This window comes from Verrucomicrobiia bacterium (assembly GCA_019634625.1).
GTDB lineage: Bacteria > Verrucomicrobiota > Verrucomicrobiia > Limisphaerales > CAIMTB01 > CAIMTB01.
In genome coordinates this window covers 30,439-47,435 of record JAHCBA010000026.1, presented here as the reverse complement: position 1 = coordinate 47,435, position 16,997 = coordinate 30,439, and the positions used below count along the sequence as shown (strand labels likewise).

General features: G+C 64.5%; 12 protein-coding genes. 10 read left to right on the top strand and 2 right to left on the bottom strand.

The features are described from left to right. Nucleotides 1–46: 46 nt before the first annotated feature. The 10 genes from KF833_15400 (at nt 47) to cysK (ending at nt 12,729) form a co-directional block, all read left to right on the top strand. Nucleotides 47–1,057 (top strand): hypothetical protein, encoded by a 1,011-nt coding sequence (locus tag KF833_15400; GenBank protein MBX3746693.1) that lies wholly within the window; start codon nt 47–49, stop codon nt 1,055–1,057. A gap of 78 nt (nt 1,058–1,135) precedes the next feature. Further along, nucleotides 1,136–2,269, top strand: coding sequence for a hypothetical protein (locus KF833_15395; GenBank protein ID MBX3746692.1), 1,134 nt, complete (start codon nt 1,136–1,138; stop codon nt 2,267–2,269). Nucleotides 2,270–2,350: 81 nt separating this feature from the next. Beyond that, a complete protein-coding gene (locus KF833_15390) occupies nt 2,351–4,828 on the top strand; it encodes a BamA/TamA family outer membrane protein (GenBank protein ID MBX3746691.1) in 2,478 nt (825 codons plus the stop codon). Beyond that, entirely contained in the window at nt 4,828–8,916 is a 4,089-nt protein-coding gene (locus KF833_15385; GenBank protein MBX3746690.1) for a filamentous hemagglutinin N-terminal domain-containing protein, read from the top strand. The genes KF833_15390 and KF833_15385 overlap by 1 nt, the downstream gene beginning before the upstream one ends. Nucleotides 8,917–8,952: 36 nt before the next feature. Next, nucleotides 8,953–9,732 (top strand): MotA/TolQ/ExbB proton channel family protein, encoded by a 780-nt coding sequence (locus KF833_15380; GenBank protein MBX3746689.1) that lies wholly within the window; start codon nt 8,953–8,955, stop codon nt 9,730–9,732. Nucleotides 9,733–9,749: 17 nt separating this feature from the next. Next, nucleotides 9,750–10,157: a biopolymer transporter ExbD gene (locus KF833_15375; GenBank protein MBX3746688.1), complete on the top strand. Its 408-nt coding sequence runs from the start codon at nt 9,750–9,752 to the stop codon at nt 10,155–10,157. Between the two features lie 15 nt (nt 10,158–10,172). Next, complete coding sequence (locus KF833_15370; GenBank protein ID MBX3746687.1) at nt 10,173–10,865, top strand: TonB C-terminal domain-containing protein; 693 nt, start codon at nt 10,173–10,175, stop codon at nt 10,863–10,865. Then, the gene (locus tag KF833_15365) at nt 10,862–11,293 is read left to right on the top strand and encodes a biopolymer transporter ExbD (protein ID MBX3746686.1); all 432 of its coding nucleotides are present in this window, start codon (nt 10,862–10,864) and stop codon (nt 11,291–11,293) included. Before KF833_15370 ends, KF833_15365 begins: the two co-directional genes overlap by 4 nt. 156 nt (nt 11,294–11,449) lie before the next feature. Continuing rightward, the gene (locus KF833_15360; protein MBX3746685.1) at nt 11,450–11,617 is read left to right on the top strand and encodes a YezD family protein; all 168 of its coding nucleotides are present in this window, start codon (nt 11,450–11,452) and stop codon (nt 11,615–11,617) included. Nucleotides 11,618–11,751: 134 nt separating this feature from the next. Beyond that, a complete protein-coding gene (gene cysK / locus KF833_15355) occupies nt 11,752–12,729 on the top strand; it encodes a cysteine synthase A (GenBank protein MBX3746684.1) in 978 nt (325 codons plus the stop codon). Between the two features lie 89 nt (nt 12,730–12,818). Here cysK and KF833_15350 read toward each other — a convergent pair whose 3' ends face one another. Together KF833_15350 and KF833_15345 are read right to left on the bottom strand one after the other, a co-directional pair. Next, a complete protein-coding gene (locus tag KF833_15350; protein ID MBX3746683.1) occupies nt 12,819–14,258 on the bottom strand; it encodes a DUF1501 domain-containing protein in 1,440 nt (479 codons plus the stop codon). 39 nt (nt 14,259–14,297) lie between these two features. After that, nucleotides 14,298–16,907: a PSD1 domain-containing protein gene (locus KF833_15345; GenBank protein MBX3746682.1), complete on the bottom strand. Its 2,610-nt coding sequence runs from the start codon at nt 16,905–16,907 to the stop codon at nt 14,298–14,300. Nucleotides 16,908–16,997: the final 90 nt, after the last annotated feature.

Genomic DNA, 16,997 nt, shown 5'->3' with positions numbered 1-16,997 from the left:
ACTCGTCGTTCCGCTTCGGCCCAACACGACCCATCGACAACACATAATGAAAACCTCCCGACCCTACACGATCCACCGCGCCCTGATGGCGGTGGCGGGCGGGCTTGTCCTGTTCAATGCCGCGCTGCAGGCGCAGACCTTCCAGTACGCCAAAGGCGATCTGGTGCTGCTCTTCCGCAAGACCGGCAGCCCCGCGGACTTCGCGGTGAACCTCGGCCAGGCCACAAACTACAACAACCTGCCACCCGGCACGGTCGTGAACATCGACAGCCTCTCGGCGGCGCAGCTCGTCCTGGCGTTTCCGGATCTCAACGGCGTGCGCTGGTCCGTGGCCGGTGTGAATCGGTTGCCGGTGACCTTCCCAGAGCACCCGCCTCAGACGCTCTGGATCGCGCGGCCCCGCGCCGACCTGTCGCAGCAAAGCGCGCCCTGGCTGCGGCGCGGCACCTCCCTGCAGGGCAACACGGGCGCCCAGGTGGATGCCATCGGTGTCCGCGCGGACTATGCCGGCAACGACCTGCTGGCGGCGGGTCCGGACAACACCGCGACCGGGGTGATCGTTCCGCTGACAGGCGCGTTCCAGAACTTCAACCTCAGCGATCCCATCGGACCCGGCGGCAATTACGCCAACCAATTCCAGGGCAATGTGGAGAATCGGACGCCGGATGACTTCGCAGGCAACCCGTCCAACGTGTCACGCTCGGACTTGTACGAAGTGGAGCCCGGAACCACGAGCGGCGGCACCCTCAACGCCCCCGCCCGTTATCTGGGCTTCTTTGAGTTGAAGGCCGACGGCACCTTGACGTTCAACACGACGGTCGCGGTTCCCACCCCGAGAATCACCGGCATCAGCCACGCGGAGGGAGTGACCACACTGACATTTCTCACGGTCAATGGGGTCACCTACGTGTTGCGCACCACCGGTGCGGACGGGCTGACCTCGCCCGTCTCGACATGGACGGCCGGCGCCAGCGTCCGCGGTGACGGCACGGAGAAGACCCTCCAGGACACCAGTACGGATGCCATCCGCTTCTTCATCATCGAAGCACAACCGTAAAGACGGCCTGTCAGCCACTTGAAGACCATTGATCGCTCAGTACCGACCAAGACAGAAAACCTTTCCTGACTTACAAAAATGAAAATCTCGAAAAACTCTGGATTCCTTGCGGCGGGCCTGTTGCTCGCCGCCCCCGGCGCGCAGGCGCAGGTGGAAATCAACATCTCCGGCGCCGTCGCCTTCCGTGACACCGCCTACCACGCCATTCGTGCGCTCTACGGTGCCAATCTCGCGTCCGAGAACACAAGCGACCAGTTCAATGTGCCCGTGACCGTGAACAAATCCGCCGCACTCAAGGCGACGTGGACCGGAACCATCCCGCAGTTGTTCGGTCAGCAAGCGGTCACCGTGCGAGCCTTTTACAACGGCGCGGTCGCGGGCGTGCAGGACTTGACGCAGAACCGCAACGTCTCCTTCCTGGCCTCCTCCACGCAGGGAGATGTGACCCAGGTGCTCCTCCAATCGGACATCGCTTTTTCCTCGATCTTCCAGCAGGCCACGGAGTTCACCGAGCCCGTGTTGGAGGACCGGTTGTTTGGCGCCACCCCCATCCATCTGGTCAAGAGCACTTCCGCCCCGGCCGGCATCACCAACATCACGGCGCACCAGATTCGGACGCTGGCGGCCAACGGGTCCGTGCCCGCCTCGTTTCTGACCGGCAATCCGGCAGACACACAGACCGTCTATTTCGTGAACCGAGATCCGACGGCCGGCCAGCGCGTGACATTGTTCCTCAATGCCGGTTTCAACGGAGAACCGATCTCATACCGCCTGGACCCCGAGGGCAGCGGCAATTACGTCGTCGATGTGGGTCAGGCACCGACCTTTATTCCCGGCCGCAACCCCAATCAAATCGCCCAAGCTCTGGCCACAAGTGCCCAGCCGGCCATCAGCTATCTGATCTCGGCCGATTCCTACAACCTGCTGAACGCCGGTCAGAATGTGATCGCCTACGACGGCTTCAAGTCTTTCGCCGGCACGTTCAACAACACCAGCAATGACTACTCCCCGATCATCAACGGCCAGTACAGCCTCTGGGTGTACGAGCATCTGCTGAACCGGACCACGGCTTCACAGAATGTCCGCAGCTTCCTCGGCGCGCTGGTTGCCGCGATCGAAAACGAGCTGGAGACCTCTTTCTCCACCATTCCGTCCAGCCGCCTCCGCGTGGAGCGCCAGGCGGATGGTGCCCCGGTGGCTCCGCTCGAATAACCACCATCCACCCGAAGACCCGGCGCGGGGCGGCCCCTCGCGCCGGGCATTGGGAAAAACCCCGGCGATTCTCTGAGCATCATGCGTTTGCGACCCTCACTCCACACTTTCCTGGCCCTGTTGCTGGGTGGTGGCCTGGTCTGGGCGCAGCCCGCGCCGGAGGGGGCGGCCGACCCAGCCGGTGCGCGTGCCGCCGTGCCCACCTTTGAAGTGCGACGCTACGAGGTCAGCGGCAGCACGGTGCTGGATCAGAGGAGAATCGACCAGATCATGGCCGAGGCCGTCGGGCCGGCGGTGAGTGTGCCGTTGATCCGCCGGACGCTGGCGAAGCTTCAACAGGCCTATCGCGATCGAGGTTATGCCGGCGCGGCGGTGCAGCTTCCGCGGCAGGCAATGACGGACGGGGTGGTGCGGTTGCGGGTGGTGGAAGGGGTGGAAGGACCGTCCCAACGGGGCCCGGAGCCAGCCGAGGCAATCGATCCCTCGACTGTGCCGGCCTGGACGGCCCCGGCCTATGACGTGCGGCATTTCGAGGTCCGCGGCAACACCCTGCTGCCGGTGGAGGAGATTGACCGCATTCTCGGCCCGGCGGCCGGACCGAACACCAGTGTGGAGACTTTGCAGGACGCCCTGCACCGCCTGCGCGAGGCCTACCGGCAGCGTGGTTACACGCGGGTGGCGGTGCAATTGCGGCAGCAACTCCTCACCGACGGCACCGTGGCCATTTGGATCGACGAGGGGCTGACGCCCGAGCCGGATCGTGACCGGACACAACTGGCCGCCACGGTGGAGGAAACTCCGGCCGATGGTCCGGTCTTTGAAGTGCGCCGCTACGAGGTGGCGGGCAACACGCTGCTCCGCCCGGAAACCATCGAGGGAATCCTGGCCGCCGCCGTCGGCTCCGAAGTCAGCCTGAGTCAAATTCAGGCCGCCTTGGGCGAACTGCAACTGGCCTACCGCGAGCGCGGCTATGCCACCGTCTCCGTCAGCCTGCCCCAGCAGCAACTGACGGACGCCACCGTGAAAGTCCAGGTCACCGAAGGGGTGCTGGCGGACATCCAGGTGCTGGGCAACAGGCATTTCAGCAAAGACAATGTGATGCGGGCGCTGCCGAGTCTCCGCACCAACACCCATCTCAACAGTTTGATCTTTCAGCGCGAACTCGATCTCGCGAACCAGAACCGAGACCGCCAGATTTATCCGACCATAGGCCCCGGCCCCGAGCCGGGCACCAGCGCGCTGACGTTGCGGGTGAAAGACCGTCTGCCGCTGCACGGCCGCGTGGATCTCAACAATCACTCCACGCCCGGCACCCCCGATTGGCGCATCAACGCCTCCGCGCAGTATAACAACCTCTGGCAGAGGGAGCATCAGGTCGGGCTGTCCTATGGGTTCACACCCGAAGCCTACAAGGAAAGGGGCGCCGTTTCGGATTACCTGTTCAACCGCCCGCTCATCGCCAACTACGGCGCCTACTACCGGCTGCCTTTTGGGGCGGCCGAGTCCATCGAGGACCGGATCGGTCGTTCGGGGGCCTTCGGTTACGACGAGGCCACGCGCCAGTTCCGCCTGCCGCCGCCGGGATCGCGGTCCGACCTGACGGTGTTTGGCAGCGCCTCGTCGAGCGACACCGGAGTTCAGCTTGGCCCCGCCACCATCGTCTCGCAGACGCCGTTGCTGACGATCGTCTCGCAGGACAGCGGGCAGAACATCTCGTTGAACGAGGGGGTCGGAGCGCGTCTGAGCGTCCCGCAAACATTGGATGAGCGGCGACGGTTCAGTTACTCCTTCGGACCCGACTGGAAGCGCTATTCGCTGGAGAGTTTCAACACGAACAATTTCATCATCACCACCGTGGTGACCAACGCGCAGGGATCGCAGACGATCGAAAGCCGGGTCGCCTCTCCGCAGCCGGTCCGGCGCAACGACGTGGAGTACCTGCCGCTGTTCGTTGGCGGCGACTTCTCTCGAAGCGACGCGGGGGGAACCTTCTCGGCCAGCGTCGGCTTCAGCGGCAACTTCATGGGTGGGGACGGCAGTTTCTCCGCGCTCTCCTATTCTCCCCGGGCCCGTGCCCTGTATGGCAGGGCCGTGCTGGCGCTCGCGCGGGACCAACGGGTGTTCAAAGACTGGTCGCTGCTGCTGCGTGCCAGCGGCCAGGCCGCGACGGGGCCATTGATCGGCAACGAGCAGTTTGCGTTGGGGGGTGTCAACAGTGTGCGCGGTTACTACGAGGGGGACCAGTATGGTGACTCCGGCTGGCTGGGAAGCGTGGAGTTGCGCACACCCTTCCTCAACACGCACGCGCCCGGCTGGTCCGGGGACTGGCCGGTGTGGGTGCGGGGTTCCGTTTTCATGGACTACGGGGAGGGCTATCTGCTCCACCCCGGTGCGGTGTCGGACTCGCGCCTCCAGCTCTGGGGCACGGGCTTCGGAGTCTCCGCCAACGTGAACAACACGGTGGACCTGCGCATCGTCGTGGGTTGGCCACTGCTGGAATCGATCAACACATCGGTCAATGGGCCGCGCGCCTACTTCTCCCTCGGAGGCCAATTCTGATGAAGCGGAAAATCTTCAAGCGACTTTTCCCCGAACGGTTCCGCGCCCGGATGTTGGCTGGTGCGGGGCGACTCACGCCGGCTGCGCGCTGGCTGTGTCTCGGTGCGGCGGGAGTGATGTTCTCTCCCTGGTCGGCGCTGGGCAATCCGAACGGGCCGAGCGTCCAGAGCGGCACCGCGAACGTTTCGGTCAACGGAGCCCAGCTTAACGTCACGGCGTCTCACAACGCCGTCATTAACTGGCAGTCGTTCAACATCGGCGCCGGCGAGACGACGCGATTCATCCAGCCCTCCGCATCATCGGTGGTCTGGAACCGGATTCACGATCGGAACCCGTCGCAGATTCACGGCAGCCTCGAGGCCAACGGCACCGTGGTGCTGATGAACCAGGCGGGCTTCCACTTCGGACCAGACTCGTTCGTGAGCGCGGCGGGGCTGGTGGTTTCGACGGCGCCGGTCACGCCGGTCGAATCCGGCGCGGGCCTCTTCTGGCAGTTCAACGGTGCCCCGCCATCCGCGAGCATCATCAATTATGGCCAGTTGAATGTCGGCAACGGCGGTCCGGCCTTCTTGATCGCAGAACAGATTCAGAATCACGGAACGATCTCCGCTCCGGGCGGGAACATCGGCTTGCTGGCCGGTCAGGAAGTGCTGTTGAGCGAGCGTCCGGACGGACGTGGCCTGAGCGCGGCGGTGGCGCTGCCATCCGGTTCGGTGGACAACTCCGGACGCCTGATCGCCGATGCGGGCACCATCGCGTTGCACGCACGGGTGGTGAATCAGGAAGGGTTGGTTCAGGCGAATTCGGTGCGCGAGCGCAACGGCATCATCGAATTGTTCGCCAGCGATGCCATCGCGCTCGGCCAGACTTCGAAGCTCTCCGCCCACGGAGGTGAGGGTGACGGTTCCGGCGGCGGGATCGTCATCAAGTCGGAGGGTTCGTATGCCGATGCGGCCGGTTCGACGATTCGAGTCACAGGGGGAAGGCAGGGCGGTGACGGTGGGTTCATTGAGGTTTCCGCGCCCCACATGCACGCGATCCGTTCGGAAATCGATGCCCGCGCCGCCGCCGGTCATCGGGGTGGGCAACTCCTGATCGACCCGTTGGATATCGTGATCGGCAGCTCTGGCAGCGGCAGCGCCGGTTCGGGCTCGGTGGGTGCGGGCGATCCTCCCGCCGACGGCACGTTGAACCTGGACGTGAACTCGTCGTTCCTCGGGTTTTCGCAGATCACCTTGCAGGCGTTGCGGAACATCACGCTCGCGGCCGGGACGTTCTGGGATCTGGCGGTCTCCACCGGTTCGAGCGAGTCCGGCAGCCGGCTCAAGCTGGAGGCGGGCAACGACATCTCCATTGCCGATGGCGCGGGCATCCTGGCCGGCGACAACTGGTCGGTGACCCTGGAGGCGGGCCGCAATTTTGCCGCGGGCCAAGGCGCGGTGACGTCCGGATCGGGGAACATTGTCTTTGCCGGCACGGGCTTCCTCGACACCCGGGACGGCGACATTCAATTGCGCGCGGGCAACAACGTCACCGTGGCGGCGGGTCATGTCCGCACCACTGCAGGGGGATCGATCGCGGTCGAGGCGCTGGCGGGCAGCATCAACACCGGCACCAAGGCCAACGGCTTTCAATTCCAGCCCACCGGCTACACTGTTCACCCCAATCTGGGCGGCATCGGCACGGCCGCCGGCGGCGATCTCTCGCTCGTCGCCGGGCTGGACGTCATGAGTTTCCTGCCGGCCGCGGGGGGTACTCAGCCCAATGCCGGCAGCGGTGCTTTCGGCGCCCAGCCGGGTAATGTAACGATCTCGGCGGGCCGGGATGTGAGCGGCCATTATGTCGTGCGGAATGGCTCGGGTGAAATCACGGCCGTGCGCGATGCCGGAATCGCCTCGCGCCTGCTGGCGTTGAGTCTGATCGATGGCGGATGGACGGTTACCGCCGGACGCGACCTTCTTCTCCAGGAGGTGCGCAATCCAAACGGGTTGTACAACAACCTCGGTGCCAGCACGTCGCCCAACCGGCATCGTTTCGATTACGCCCCAGGGGCCTACGCTCACCTGAGCGCCGGCAATTCGGTCCAGTTGCGCGGTACCGGTCTGCCCAGGTTCAACGACGCTTTCTCACAGGGCATGCCTCCCATCTATCCGGGCACCCTGACGATCCTGGCCGGCGCGGGCGGCGTGGTGCTCGGCAACGATGTCCTGTTGTTCCCTTCGCCATTGGGCGGGCTCGACATCGTCACCACGGACGGCGGCTCGCTCGTCGGCACCAAGTCCAGCGGGCTTACCCAACTCGTTTTGTCGGACAGCGAACGCATTCAGTATCGTGCTTTCGGCGATTTCGGCATCGCGGACCATGCCGCAACGCCCGTCCATCTCAATAACGGCGAACCGGTGCGGCTCGCGATCGCCGGAGACGTACGGGGCATTCTGCTGGGATCGGCGAAGCGCGCGGAGATCACGGTCGGCGGCAACATGGTCAACAGCCGGTTCGAAGGGCAGAACCTGCGCGCCGATGACGTGACGTTCATCCATGTCGGAGGGGACATTCTCAACCGAAACGAGTTCACCACCATCCTCTCCGAGGCGGCTCCGAACTTTACCTTGTTCGACCCGGTGCTGGACCTCGTCTATCCGCCGCTGACCGGTGGCGCAGCGGGGGTGGAGAACCGCTTCTTCTACGACACCGCGACTCAAGCGCTGACTTTTCAGGGCCGCATGACCGGCGCGCAGTTGCAGGCCTTGTTGAACCTGACCGTGCGCGTGTTCGATGCCGACGGCATCCCGGTCATCCTGCCGGACGGCGAGCCGGCCACGCAGAGCGCGGCGTTTCTTCCGGCGACGGTCCTTCATCAGTTGTTTGCTGCCAGTCAGGATGTGCCGCTCAATCCCGACACCGGCTACCGTCTGGGCGGAGGCGGCGCGTTCGACATCCGGGCGCAGAATCTCGATCTCGGCGCCACGGTCGGCATCGTGTCGCAGGGGCCGCGCGCGAATTCCGCCCTCGCCCAACTGTTCACGCGCGGTGCGGACATCAACGTGACGCTGGCGGGCGACCTCGACATGTTCTCCAGCAAGATCTCGTCGGTGAACGGGGGCGACATCACCGTGCTGGCGGAAGGCGAGGTCAATGTCGGCTCCCGTGATTTCACGGTCAGTGACGCGGCGGCACGAGGCATCTTCACGGTGGACCCGAGCGACGTGACGGTGATCGCGCGGGGAAACATCAACGTGAACGGCTCCCGCATCGCGGCCTATGACGGCGGCAATGTCCTGGTGCGCTCGCTGGAAGGAAACATCGACGCCGGCACCGGTGGCACCGGGGCGGCCACCGTCGAGAAGATCTTCGTCGATCCCGAGACGCGGGCCATCCGTTCCTACGCCCCGACGATTCCCGGCAGCGGCATTTTAGCCACCAGTTTTCCCGTGTCCCAGGATCCGGGCTTCCCAGCCTCAGTGAACGACGTCGGCAACATCCTGGTGGAGACGCCGCGCGGCGACATCATTGCCAGCGCGGGCGGCGTGGTGCAGATCCCTCTCAACGGGTTGGGCGCTTCTGCCGGTACGGTGACTCTGGTGGCGGGAACACGGGATGCGGATGGAAACGTGATCCACGAGGGCAGCATCAACGCCAGCGGGTCCGGGGTGATCGGCGGCACCGTGAAGCTGGAGGCCACGGGCGACATCCAGGGACTGGTGTTCGCGCGGGAGAACATCGACTTGAGCGCCCAGCAAAACGTGAATGTGACCGCGCTCGCGCAGGGCGATGTGAACGTCGGCGCGGGCGGCAGCGTCTCGGGCACCATCATCGGCGTGGGGAGTGTCAGTGCCAGCGGCACCTCGGTGGATGCCGCGCTGCTCTCCCAGAATGTCGCGGCCAGCGGCGACGTTTCCTCCTCGCAGGTGGGATTCGGGCAGGGCACAGCCGCGGCCGCCGCGAGCCAGAGCCTTGCGGGCGACGACTCGGCACGCAACGCCGCCGCCCGGGCCGACGACGAGGAGGAAGAGAAGCGTCCGTCGTTCGCCGGAACAAGACCAACCCTGACCCGCACGGTAGGCCGGGTGACCGTCATTCTCCCCTAAAATTCCCATCTCATGACTTCACTATCCTTCGCCCCCTTGCTCGCGTCCGGTGCGTTGCAGTTCGCCTTCGAGAAAGCGACCCTTGAAGGCAAGCTGACCATTCTTGCACTCATCTTGTTGTCGCTTTTCAGTTGGACCGTGATCATCACCAAGTTGCGGCAGTTAGTGATCGCCCGGAAGTGGGCCAAGCGATTCCTGGCTGCCTACGAAACGACCCGCGATCCGCTCGACATCCGCCGCAGAGGTGAGGAATTCGAAGGGGCGCCGATCTACCAGCTCTATATCCGCGGGGCGGACGAACTGGACTATCAACTCACCAACAACGGTCGGGACATCAAGGGACAAACCCGGATCAGCACCGGCTCCTTCGAGGCCGTCAAGGTAACTCTGGAAGAAGCCGCCGGCTCGGAGGGGTTGGCGCTCGAGAAGGGGATGATTGTGCTGTCCACGGCGGTGGCGGGCGGGCCGTTCATCGGTCTGTTGGGTACGGTCTGGGGTGTGATGGACACCTTCGCGGGGGTCGCCATCGCCAACGCCGCCAGCCTGACCGCGATGGCTCCCGGCGTGGCGGGTGCGCTCCTCACCACCGTGGTCGGTCTGCTGGTGGCCATTCCCGCGATGTTTGCCTACAACTACATGGTCACTTCATTGCGGGCGATCACCCAGGAGCTGGACAGCTTCGCCAGCCGGTTCGCCGTGCAGATCGAGCACGCCTACGTGGAGAATCGCAACCTCGAGGAGAAGATTGTCGATGCCATCCGCCGGGCCGGACCGGCGAATGCCCCGTCCGACGCGCTGGCGGCTCACGCGGGCTGACCGCACTCACCAAACCCATGAAGAAGTGCTCGAGGACAGCGCATGTGGCGGTGACGGAACTGAACATCGTGCCGCTGTTGAACCTGGCGTTCGTGTTGCTGGTGATTTTCATTGTCACCACCACACCGCTGGTGAACGACCTGGATGTCGCACTGCCCGCCGCCTCCCAGCGACCGAAGGATCCGCCGCCCAAGGCCAACTTCATCACCGTCGAGGCGGGCGGGCGGATCTTCCTGAACCGGCAGGAGGTGGAGCTGGCTTCGCTACCTCAGCAACTGGTGGCGTTGCGGATCGACGATCCGGATTTGAACGTGATCGTGCGCGGCGACGGCCGGACCAAGTATCGGGAGATCCGCGCTGTCCTGGACGCCTGCCAGCAGGCCAACGTGGTGAAGGTGGAACTGGCCACCGAACCGCTGAACTGAACGGGGATCCGTCGCATGGTGCCGCAAACCAAACCCCGGAAACGCCGCAACTCGTCGAAGGTCAACCTGCTCATCTCCTTCGTGTTTCACGGCGCGATCCTGCTGGGCTTGTTTTACTTCGCGGCGCGCGAGGGGTTGCTCGGCACCCAACTCAAGACGATCGCCGTGCAGATGATCAAGGAGTCGGAGCCGGAGCCACCGGACGAACCCGGGCCGGAACCCGCCCCCGAAGTGCCCCTGGACGAGTTGCCGCCGGAACCCGAGCCGGAAGTCAACGTCCGGACCGCCGTGGCGCCGCCGGCCCAAACACCGCCGCCCGCCGCACTCACTGCACCACCGGCCGTTGCACCGCCGGCCGCGCAGCTTCCGTCGTTCGCCTTCGAGGGCGGCCGCGCGGTGCAGGTTTCCACGGACCCGCTGCAACTGTACAAAGGCGTCGTCGAATACGCCCTGCGCTCCCGGTGGAACCGTCCGGTGGACGTGGCGGACAACACCTTTGTCGCCGAGGTCGAGGTGGGCATCGATCGTACGGGCCGGATCTCCGATCCGTCGTGGAAAAGGTCGTCCGGCCATGCCCGCTGGGACGAGAGTGTGAGGGCCGCGATCGCGGCCACGCCATCGGTCAACCGGCCCCCCCCGGAAGACTTCCCGGCGCGGGTCCTCGTGCGGTTCGATGTCCAGGAAGTCACCGAGGAGCCGCGGCCATGAAGAAGTTTTCGCGCAAGTCCCACCACTCGCTCAACGAGCTGAACGTGACGCCGCTGCTCGACCTGGTGTTCTCGCTGCTCATCATTTTCATCATCACCACCCCGCAGATGATGAACAATCTGGAGATGGCCCTGCCCTCCGGCCAGCCGATCCCGCCGGCGGATCCGACCGCTCCCCCGCCGCAGATCAATCGAATCGTGGTGGAGGCGGACGGGCGGACTTACCTGAACGAGGAACTGTTGACCGTGCCGTTGTTGAAGGTGCGGTTGGAACGGTTGAAAGCCACCGATCCGGACACCGCCGTCGTGGTCCAAGGCGCGGACGAAGTGGACTACCAGCACATGATCGACGTGCTTGATGTGCTCCAGCAACTGGAGATCAGGAGAGTGGGGCTGGCCACCGTAGATACCGACGGCGGTAGCGGATGAGTGACCGGTACGATTGTGTCCCGCGGACCCCGAACGATTCCATCCGAGAACCAACCCCTGGAACTATCCGACCATGCCATGAGTGCACCCGAGAACAACGAACGCCCAAAGGCGGGGGCGATGCCCAACCCCGTTTCCACCCGCCTGAGCCATGGGATGCCACAGGAACTTGCCGACTCGGTTCTGACTGCCCTGAAAGGGTTGGAGTTCGGATCGGTGGAGATCACGGTGCATCACTCCCGCATCGTGCAGATCGAGCGACACGAACGAATTCGGTTTTCGCACTCACCGGGCCGCGACGAGGCCAGGGGCTCCGCGCCCTGATGCGCGAGGAGGCGCCCGCCAGGAACCTTGGCCCGAGCGGGTACGCCCGGGCATTCCCCTGAACGCAGCATCCTTTCCATGTCTGCACCGACCGGACCGGTGCCTTCGACCCAACCTCAAGCACGAATCCTCTCATGCCCATCCAATCCGACATCCTCTCCACCATCGGCCGCACGCCCTTGGTTAGGCTCAACCGAGTGACCTCCGCACTCAAGGCTACCGTTGCGATCAAGGGGGAGTTCTCGAACCCCCTCGGAAGTGTCAAGGATCGCATCGGCCTGGCGATGATCGACGCGGCGGAACGCTCCGGACACCTGACCCCCGATACCACGGTGATCGAAGCCACATCAGGCAATACGGGGATCGCGTTGGCTTTCGTGGCGGCCGCGCGCGGCTACCGACTCGTGCTGACGATGCCGGAAAGCATGAGTGTCGAGCGCAGGACCCTCCTCGCGTTGCTTGGAGCGGAACTGGTTCTCACTCCGTCCGGCGACGGCATGAAGGGAGCGGTCCGCCGGGCCGAGGAACTGGTGCGAACCACGCCCGGGGCCTGGATGCCCCAACAGTTCGAGAATCCGGCAAATCCCGAGATCCATCGGCGGACGACGGCGGAGGAAATCTGGTCCGATACCGACGGACGAGTGGACATCCTGGTATCCGCAGTGGGGACGGGGGGGACGATTACGGGGGTGGGGGAAGTCCTCAAGGAGCGAAAACCGGGTTTTCGGGTCATCGCCGTGGAACCTAGTGAGTCGCCCGTGATCGGGCAGACCTTGAGGGGTGAGCCGATCAAGCCGGGACCTCACAGAATTCAGGGGACCGGTGCCGGATTCGTGCCGAAGAATCTGAACCTCGCCCTACTGGACGAGGTGATCGCCGTGTCCAGCGAGGAGGCCGTTCTGACAGCCCGGCGGCTGGCAGCAGAGGAGGGAATCCTCGCCGGCATTTCCACCGGGGCCAACGTCATCGCGGCCCTGCAGGTTGCGGCACGACCGGAGAACGCGGGAAAGCTGATCGTCACGATTGGATGCAGCACAGGGGAGCGATACCTCAGCACGACCCTGGCGGACGAAGCGCGCCGACGCATTGCCGGGTGGAGTCCGGAAAAGTAAAATCCCGCACCGTCCCTCCGATCGAGGCCACGGTGCGGGAGGCGCGGGATTCCGAGCTCACGCCGATAGTCGGCGTCGATCCCGATCCTTCAGGCGAAGATTTCCTTGTGAACGTCGCCGGCGACGTCGGTCAGTCGGAAGTCTCGTCCGCCGTACCGGTAGGTCAGGCGTTCATGGTCGAGGCCGAGCAGGTGCAACATGGTGGCGTGGAGGTCGTGATAGTTCATCCGTCCGGAGAGGGCCTCGACTCCGTAGTCGTCGGTCTCGCCGTAGGAGAATCCCTTCTTCACTCCACCGCCTGCCATCCACATGGTCCATCCCTTGCCGTTGTGATCGCGCCCGTCCGGCCTCGGGCAGTCAGGGGTGCGACCGAATTCTCCGCCCCAGAGAACCAGGGTATCGTCGAGGAGCCCGCGTTGATCGAGATCGGTCAGCAGCGCGGCGATGGGTTGATCGGTGGCCTTGCAGCTCTTCTTGAGACCGCTGTAGAGCAGCCCGTGATGATCCCAGTCGTCATAGCAGACTTCGACGAATCGGACGCCGGCCTCGGCGAGGCGCCGGGCGAGCAGGCACTGCCGGCCGAAGTCGTCCGTCTCGTCCGTGCCGATTCCGTAGAGGTCGAAGGTTGATTGGGATTCCTGGGAAAGGTCGGTGATGTCGGGAACCTCGACCTGCATTTTGAAAGCGAGTTCGTAGGATTCGATGACGCCTTCGACCTGTTGGTCCAGGTGCCCTCTATCGAGGTAATCGCGATTCATCGCCTGGAGCAGATCGAGCTGGCTTCGCTGACTGCGGGCCGTGGGATGCTCGTTCGCGATGTTGCTGACCCGGCACTTCTCGATGGGCGTCTTGGAATCCCCGATTCGAGTGGCCGAGAACACCGAAGGGAGAAAGGCCGACTCGTAGGATTGCCCGCCGCCGATGGACAGAGTCGGCTTGATCGACACGAAGCCGGGCAGGTTTTGGTTTTCCGTTCCCAGGCCGTACAGAATCCAGGATCCCATGGACGGACGAACGAACAACGGGCTGCCGGTATGCATGGCGGGCCAGGCCTGGGGATGCAATGCGGGGGCGTCGGTCCACATGCCTCGCAGGAATGTGAGTTCGTCCACCTTGGTGGACACATGGGGAAACAGCTCGGAGACCCAGGCGCCGCTCTGGCCATGCTGCTTGAACTCGAAGGGCGAGCCAATGACCACCCGGTCGGAATCGACCCTCCCGGGCTTGCCGTCGTCTTCCTTGAGCTTGGGTTTGTATTCGAACGTGTCCATCGGGGACGGCGCTCCCTGCATACCGAGGAAGATCACCCGCTTGGCGCGCGGGGTGAAGTGCGGCTCGCGGGGCAGTAGGAGACTCTTGCCGGGAGTGGTATCTGCCGCGGCGTCAGCCAGGGCGGACCGCGTCGCCAGTCCGGCGAAGGCCATGTACCCGAAACCGGTGGTAAGCGTTTTCAGAAGGTTGCGGCGGGAGACGACTCCGGGGAGGCGATCGTCGCAGCGGAAGGGAGTGTTGGTCTTGATGGGATTCATGATGAGGGATTGCTTTGGTTGGTTGAGGTTCGGGTTGACTCAGTCGAGGTAGCGAAACTCCGCGCTCGCGAAGACCGCTTGAGTGAGAAGTGTCCATGCCGACTCGCGAGGACTGGCCGGCTCGGGGGCCGCGATGTGCTGTCTTGTCCGACGGACGATCTCGGCGGGCCTTCCGTCGGCCCGGACGGATTGCGATGGGACGAGCAGGACCGTGGGCTCCACGTCGGATCCCTCGGCGTCATGCCATCCCGGATCGCTTTCGGCGAAGGTCCGGACCTGGTTGACGATAAACTCCCGGGCCCGAGCGATCTCCTCCGTCTTTGGCTCGCGCAGGAGCGCGATGCGGTAGATCTCCCGGAGGCGATCCGTGTCCGAGCCGCCGCGTTCGAGCAGAACGCGCCGCGCCAGATGAAGCGCCTCGGTCTGGACGAACGGATTGTTCATCAGAAAGAGGGCCTGGCTTGGCGAGATGGTGTTCTCCCGACGGGCGGTGATCAGGCTTGGATTCGGGAAGTCGAAGAGCGCCAGCGACTCGGGCACCAGATCCCGGGGTACGGGCAGATAAACGCTGCGCTTGAGATACTCGGCCGGGAAGTCGTCGGGCCAGATGTTGTCGCCGTAGTATCCGTCGCCGAACTCCGCGGTGACGGAGGTCTCGGGGCGTTCGAGATCGAGTCGTCCGCTGGAGGCGAGGATTGTGTCGCGAAGGGCTTCGGCGGTCAGTCGCCGAGGAGTGGCCCGCCAGAGAAGGGTGTTCTCCGGGTCGATTTCGTTGGCCCTGGCATCGACCTGGGTGCCCAGGCGGTAGGTGCGGGTCAGGACCAGGGAACGAACCAGTTGCTTGACCGACCACCGCTGCTCGATGACGAACTTGAGGGCCAGATGGTCGAGTAGCTCGGGATGCGTGGGACGGCTGCCCAGTTCTCCGAAGTTGTCCGGTGTGCCGACGATGCCCTCGCCGAAAAGGTGCTGCCACGCGCGATTGACCATCACCCGGGCGGTCAACGGATTGTCCGGATGGATGATCCACTGGGCCAGTTGGAGTCGCCCGCTGCTGTCCTCTGGAATGGCAGGGGCCCCGGGGAGCGATAGGATTCGAAGGTACCCACGGGGGACGATGCCGCGTGGCTTGGAGAGATCGCCCCGGAAGTACAGCGGCGCGTCCACAGGTTCGTCGAGGTCCCGAACGGCCATGGCATAGGGTCCTCGTGCGGGCACACGTTCCACCGGCTCGCTGTTGGTGGAGCGCGTGCGAGGGGCGCGCGCCCGGGCGGCATTCGTTCCGGCGGCGGGCCCGTTGGTTCTGGAACCGAGGTTGAAGAAGGCGTTCGTGTTCCTTGTGTTGTTCGGGGTGGGTCCATTGCCGAAGAGCACCGGCCGGTCGGGATTTCCGGCGAGTCCGACCAGGAGCGAAGGGCGTCGATTTCCCCGTCCTCTCACGGTGCCATGCAGGGTCTCGCTGCTGGAGAAGATCCCGGCCAGGGCGTGGTAGTCGCGGGTGGGGATGGGATCGAACTTGTGATCGTGGCAACGGGAGCAGCTCACGGTGAGCCCGAGAAACCCGCGGGTCGTGACGTCGATCTGGTCGTCCACGACGTTCCACTTGAAGTACTTCGGTCGTGTCTCGTTCATGCCCTTGGGCCCGACGGCGAGAAAGCCGGTGGCAATCGTGAGCTCATCCCGATGCTCCTGGTTTCTGGCGGGTAGAAGGTCTCCCGCGAGCTGCTCGAGAATGAATCGATCGTAGGGTGTGTCCTTGTTGAGCGCGTCGATCACGTAGTTCCGGTATCTGAACGCGTACGGATAGTTGAGGTTGCGGTCGAGCCCGGTGGACTCGCCGTAACGGGCCACGTCGAGCCAATGGCGGCCCCACTTTTCACCGAACCGTTCGGAGGCGATCAACCGATCCACCAGCCTTTCGAAGGCATCGGGCGAATCGTCGCTGGCGAAGGTCTCCAGTTCCTCGGGGGTCGGAGGCAGCCCGGTAAGATCGTAGTACACCCGCCTTACCAAAGATCGGGTGTCGGCGTCGGCCACGGGTCGGATACCACGCTCCTCTTGCTTTGCGAGCACGAAGCGATCGATGTCGCTGTAGGGCCACTCGGCATCCGTCACGGTCGGCGCGGGGGTGGGCTCCGGTCTCTTATAGGCCCAGAACTCGCGTTCCTTGTCCCAATCGACTTCCCGTTCGGGACGCGACGAAGCGGCTCCCCCAACGCTGGCTGAGTTTCGAGGGTCCGGCGCCCCCATCGAGATCCACTTCTCGAAGTCGGCGATGACATCGTCGGGCAGTGGACCGCCGCGATTGTCCGGTGGCATTCGAAGCCGCCCCTCCTGGCGGATGGCCCGGAGGAGGATGCTGTCATCGAGGTTCCGGGGAACGACGGCGGGCCCCCGCTCGCCTCCGGCCCGAATTCCGTCGCGGGTGTCGAGGACAAGGTCGCCTTTCATGGCGTCCTTTTCCTCCGAGTGGCACTCATAGCAACTGTTCGCGAGAACGGGTCGGATCTTCTTCTCGAAGAACTCGAGTTCCTCGGGCGCGATGGAGGCCCTTCTGGGCGCCCCCATGACGGCAGTGGCGATCGGGAAGACAATGCAGAGCAGGATCGCGGCGAGCCGCAGCCTGCTGGATGATCGGAAGGATATCATGGTAGGGATGCTAATGTTGCTAAGGTTGCAGGAATTCGGAGGTTGAGTGACCCCGATCCCTTTGGCAGGGGGTGCCTCGGGGACCGGGGG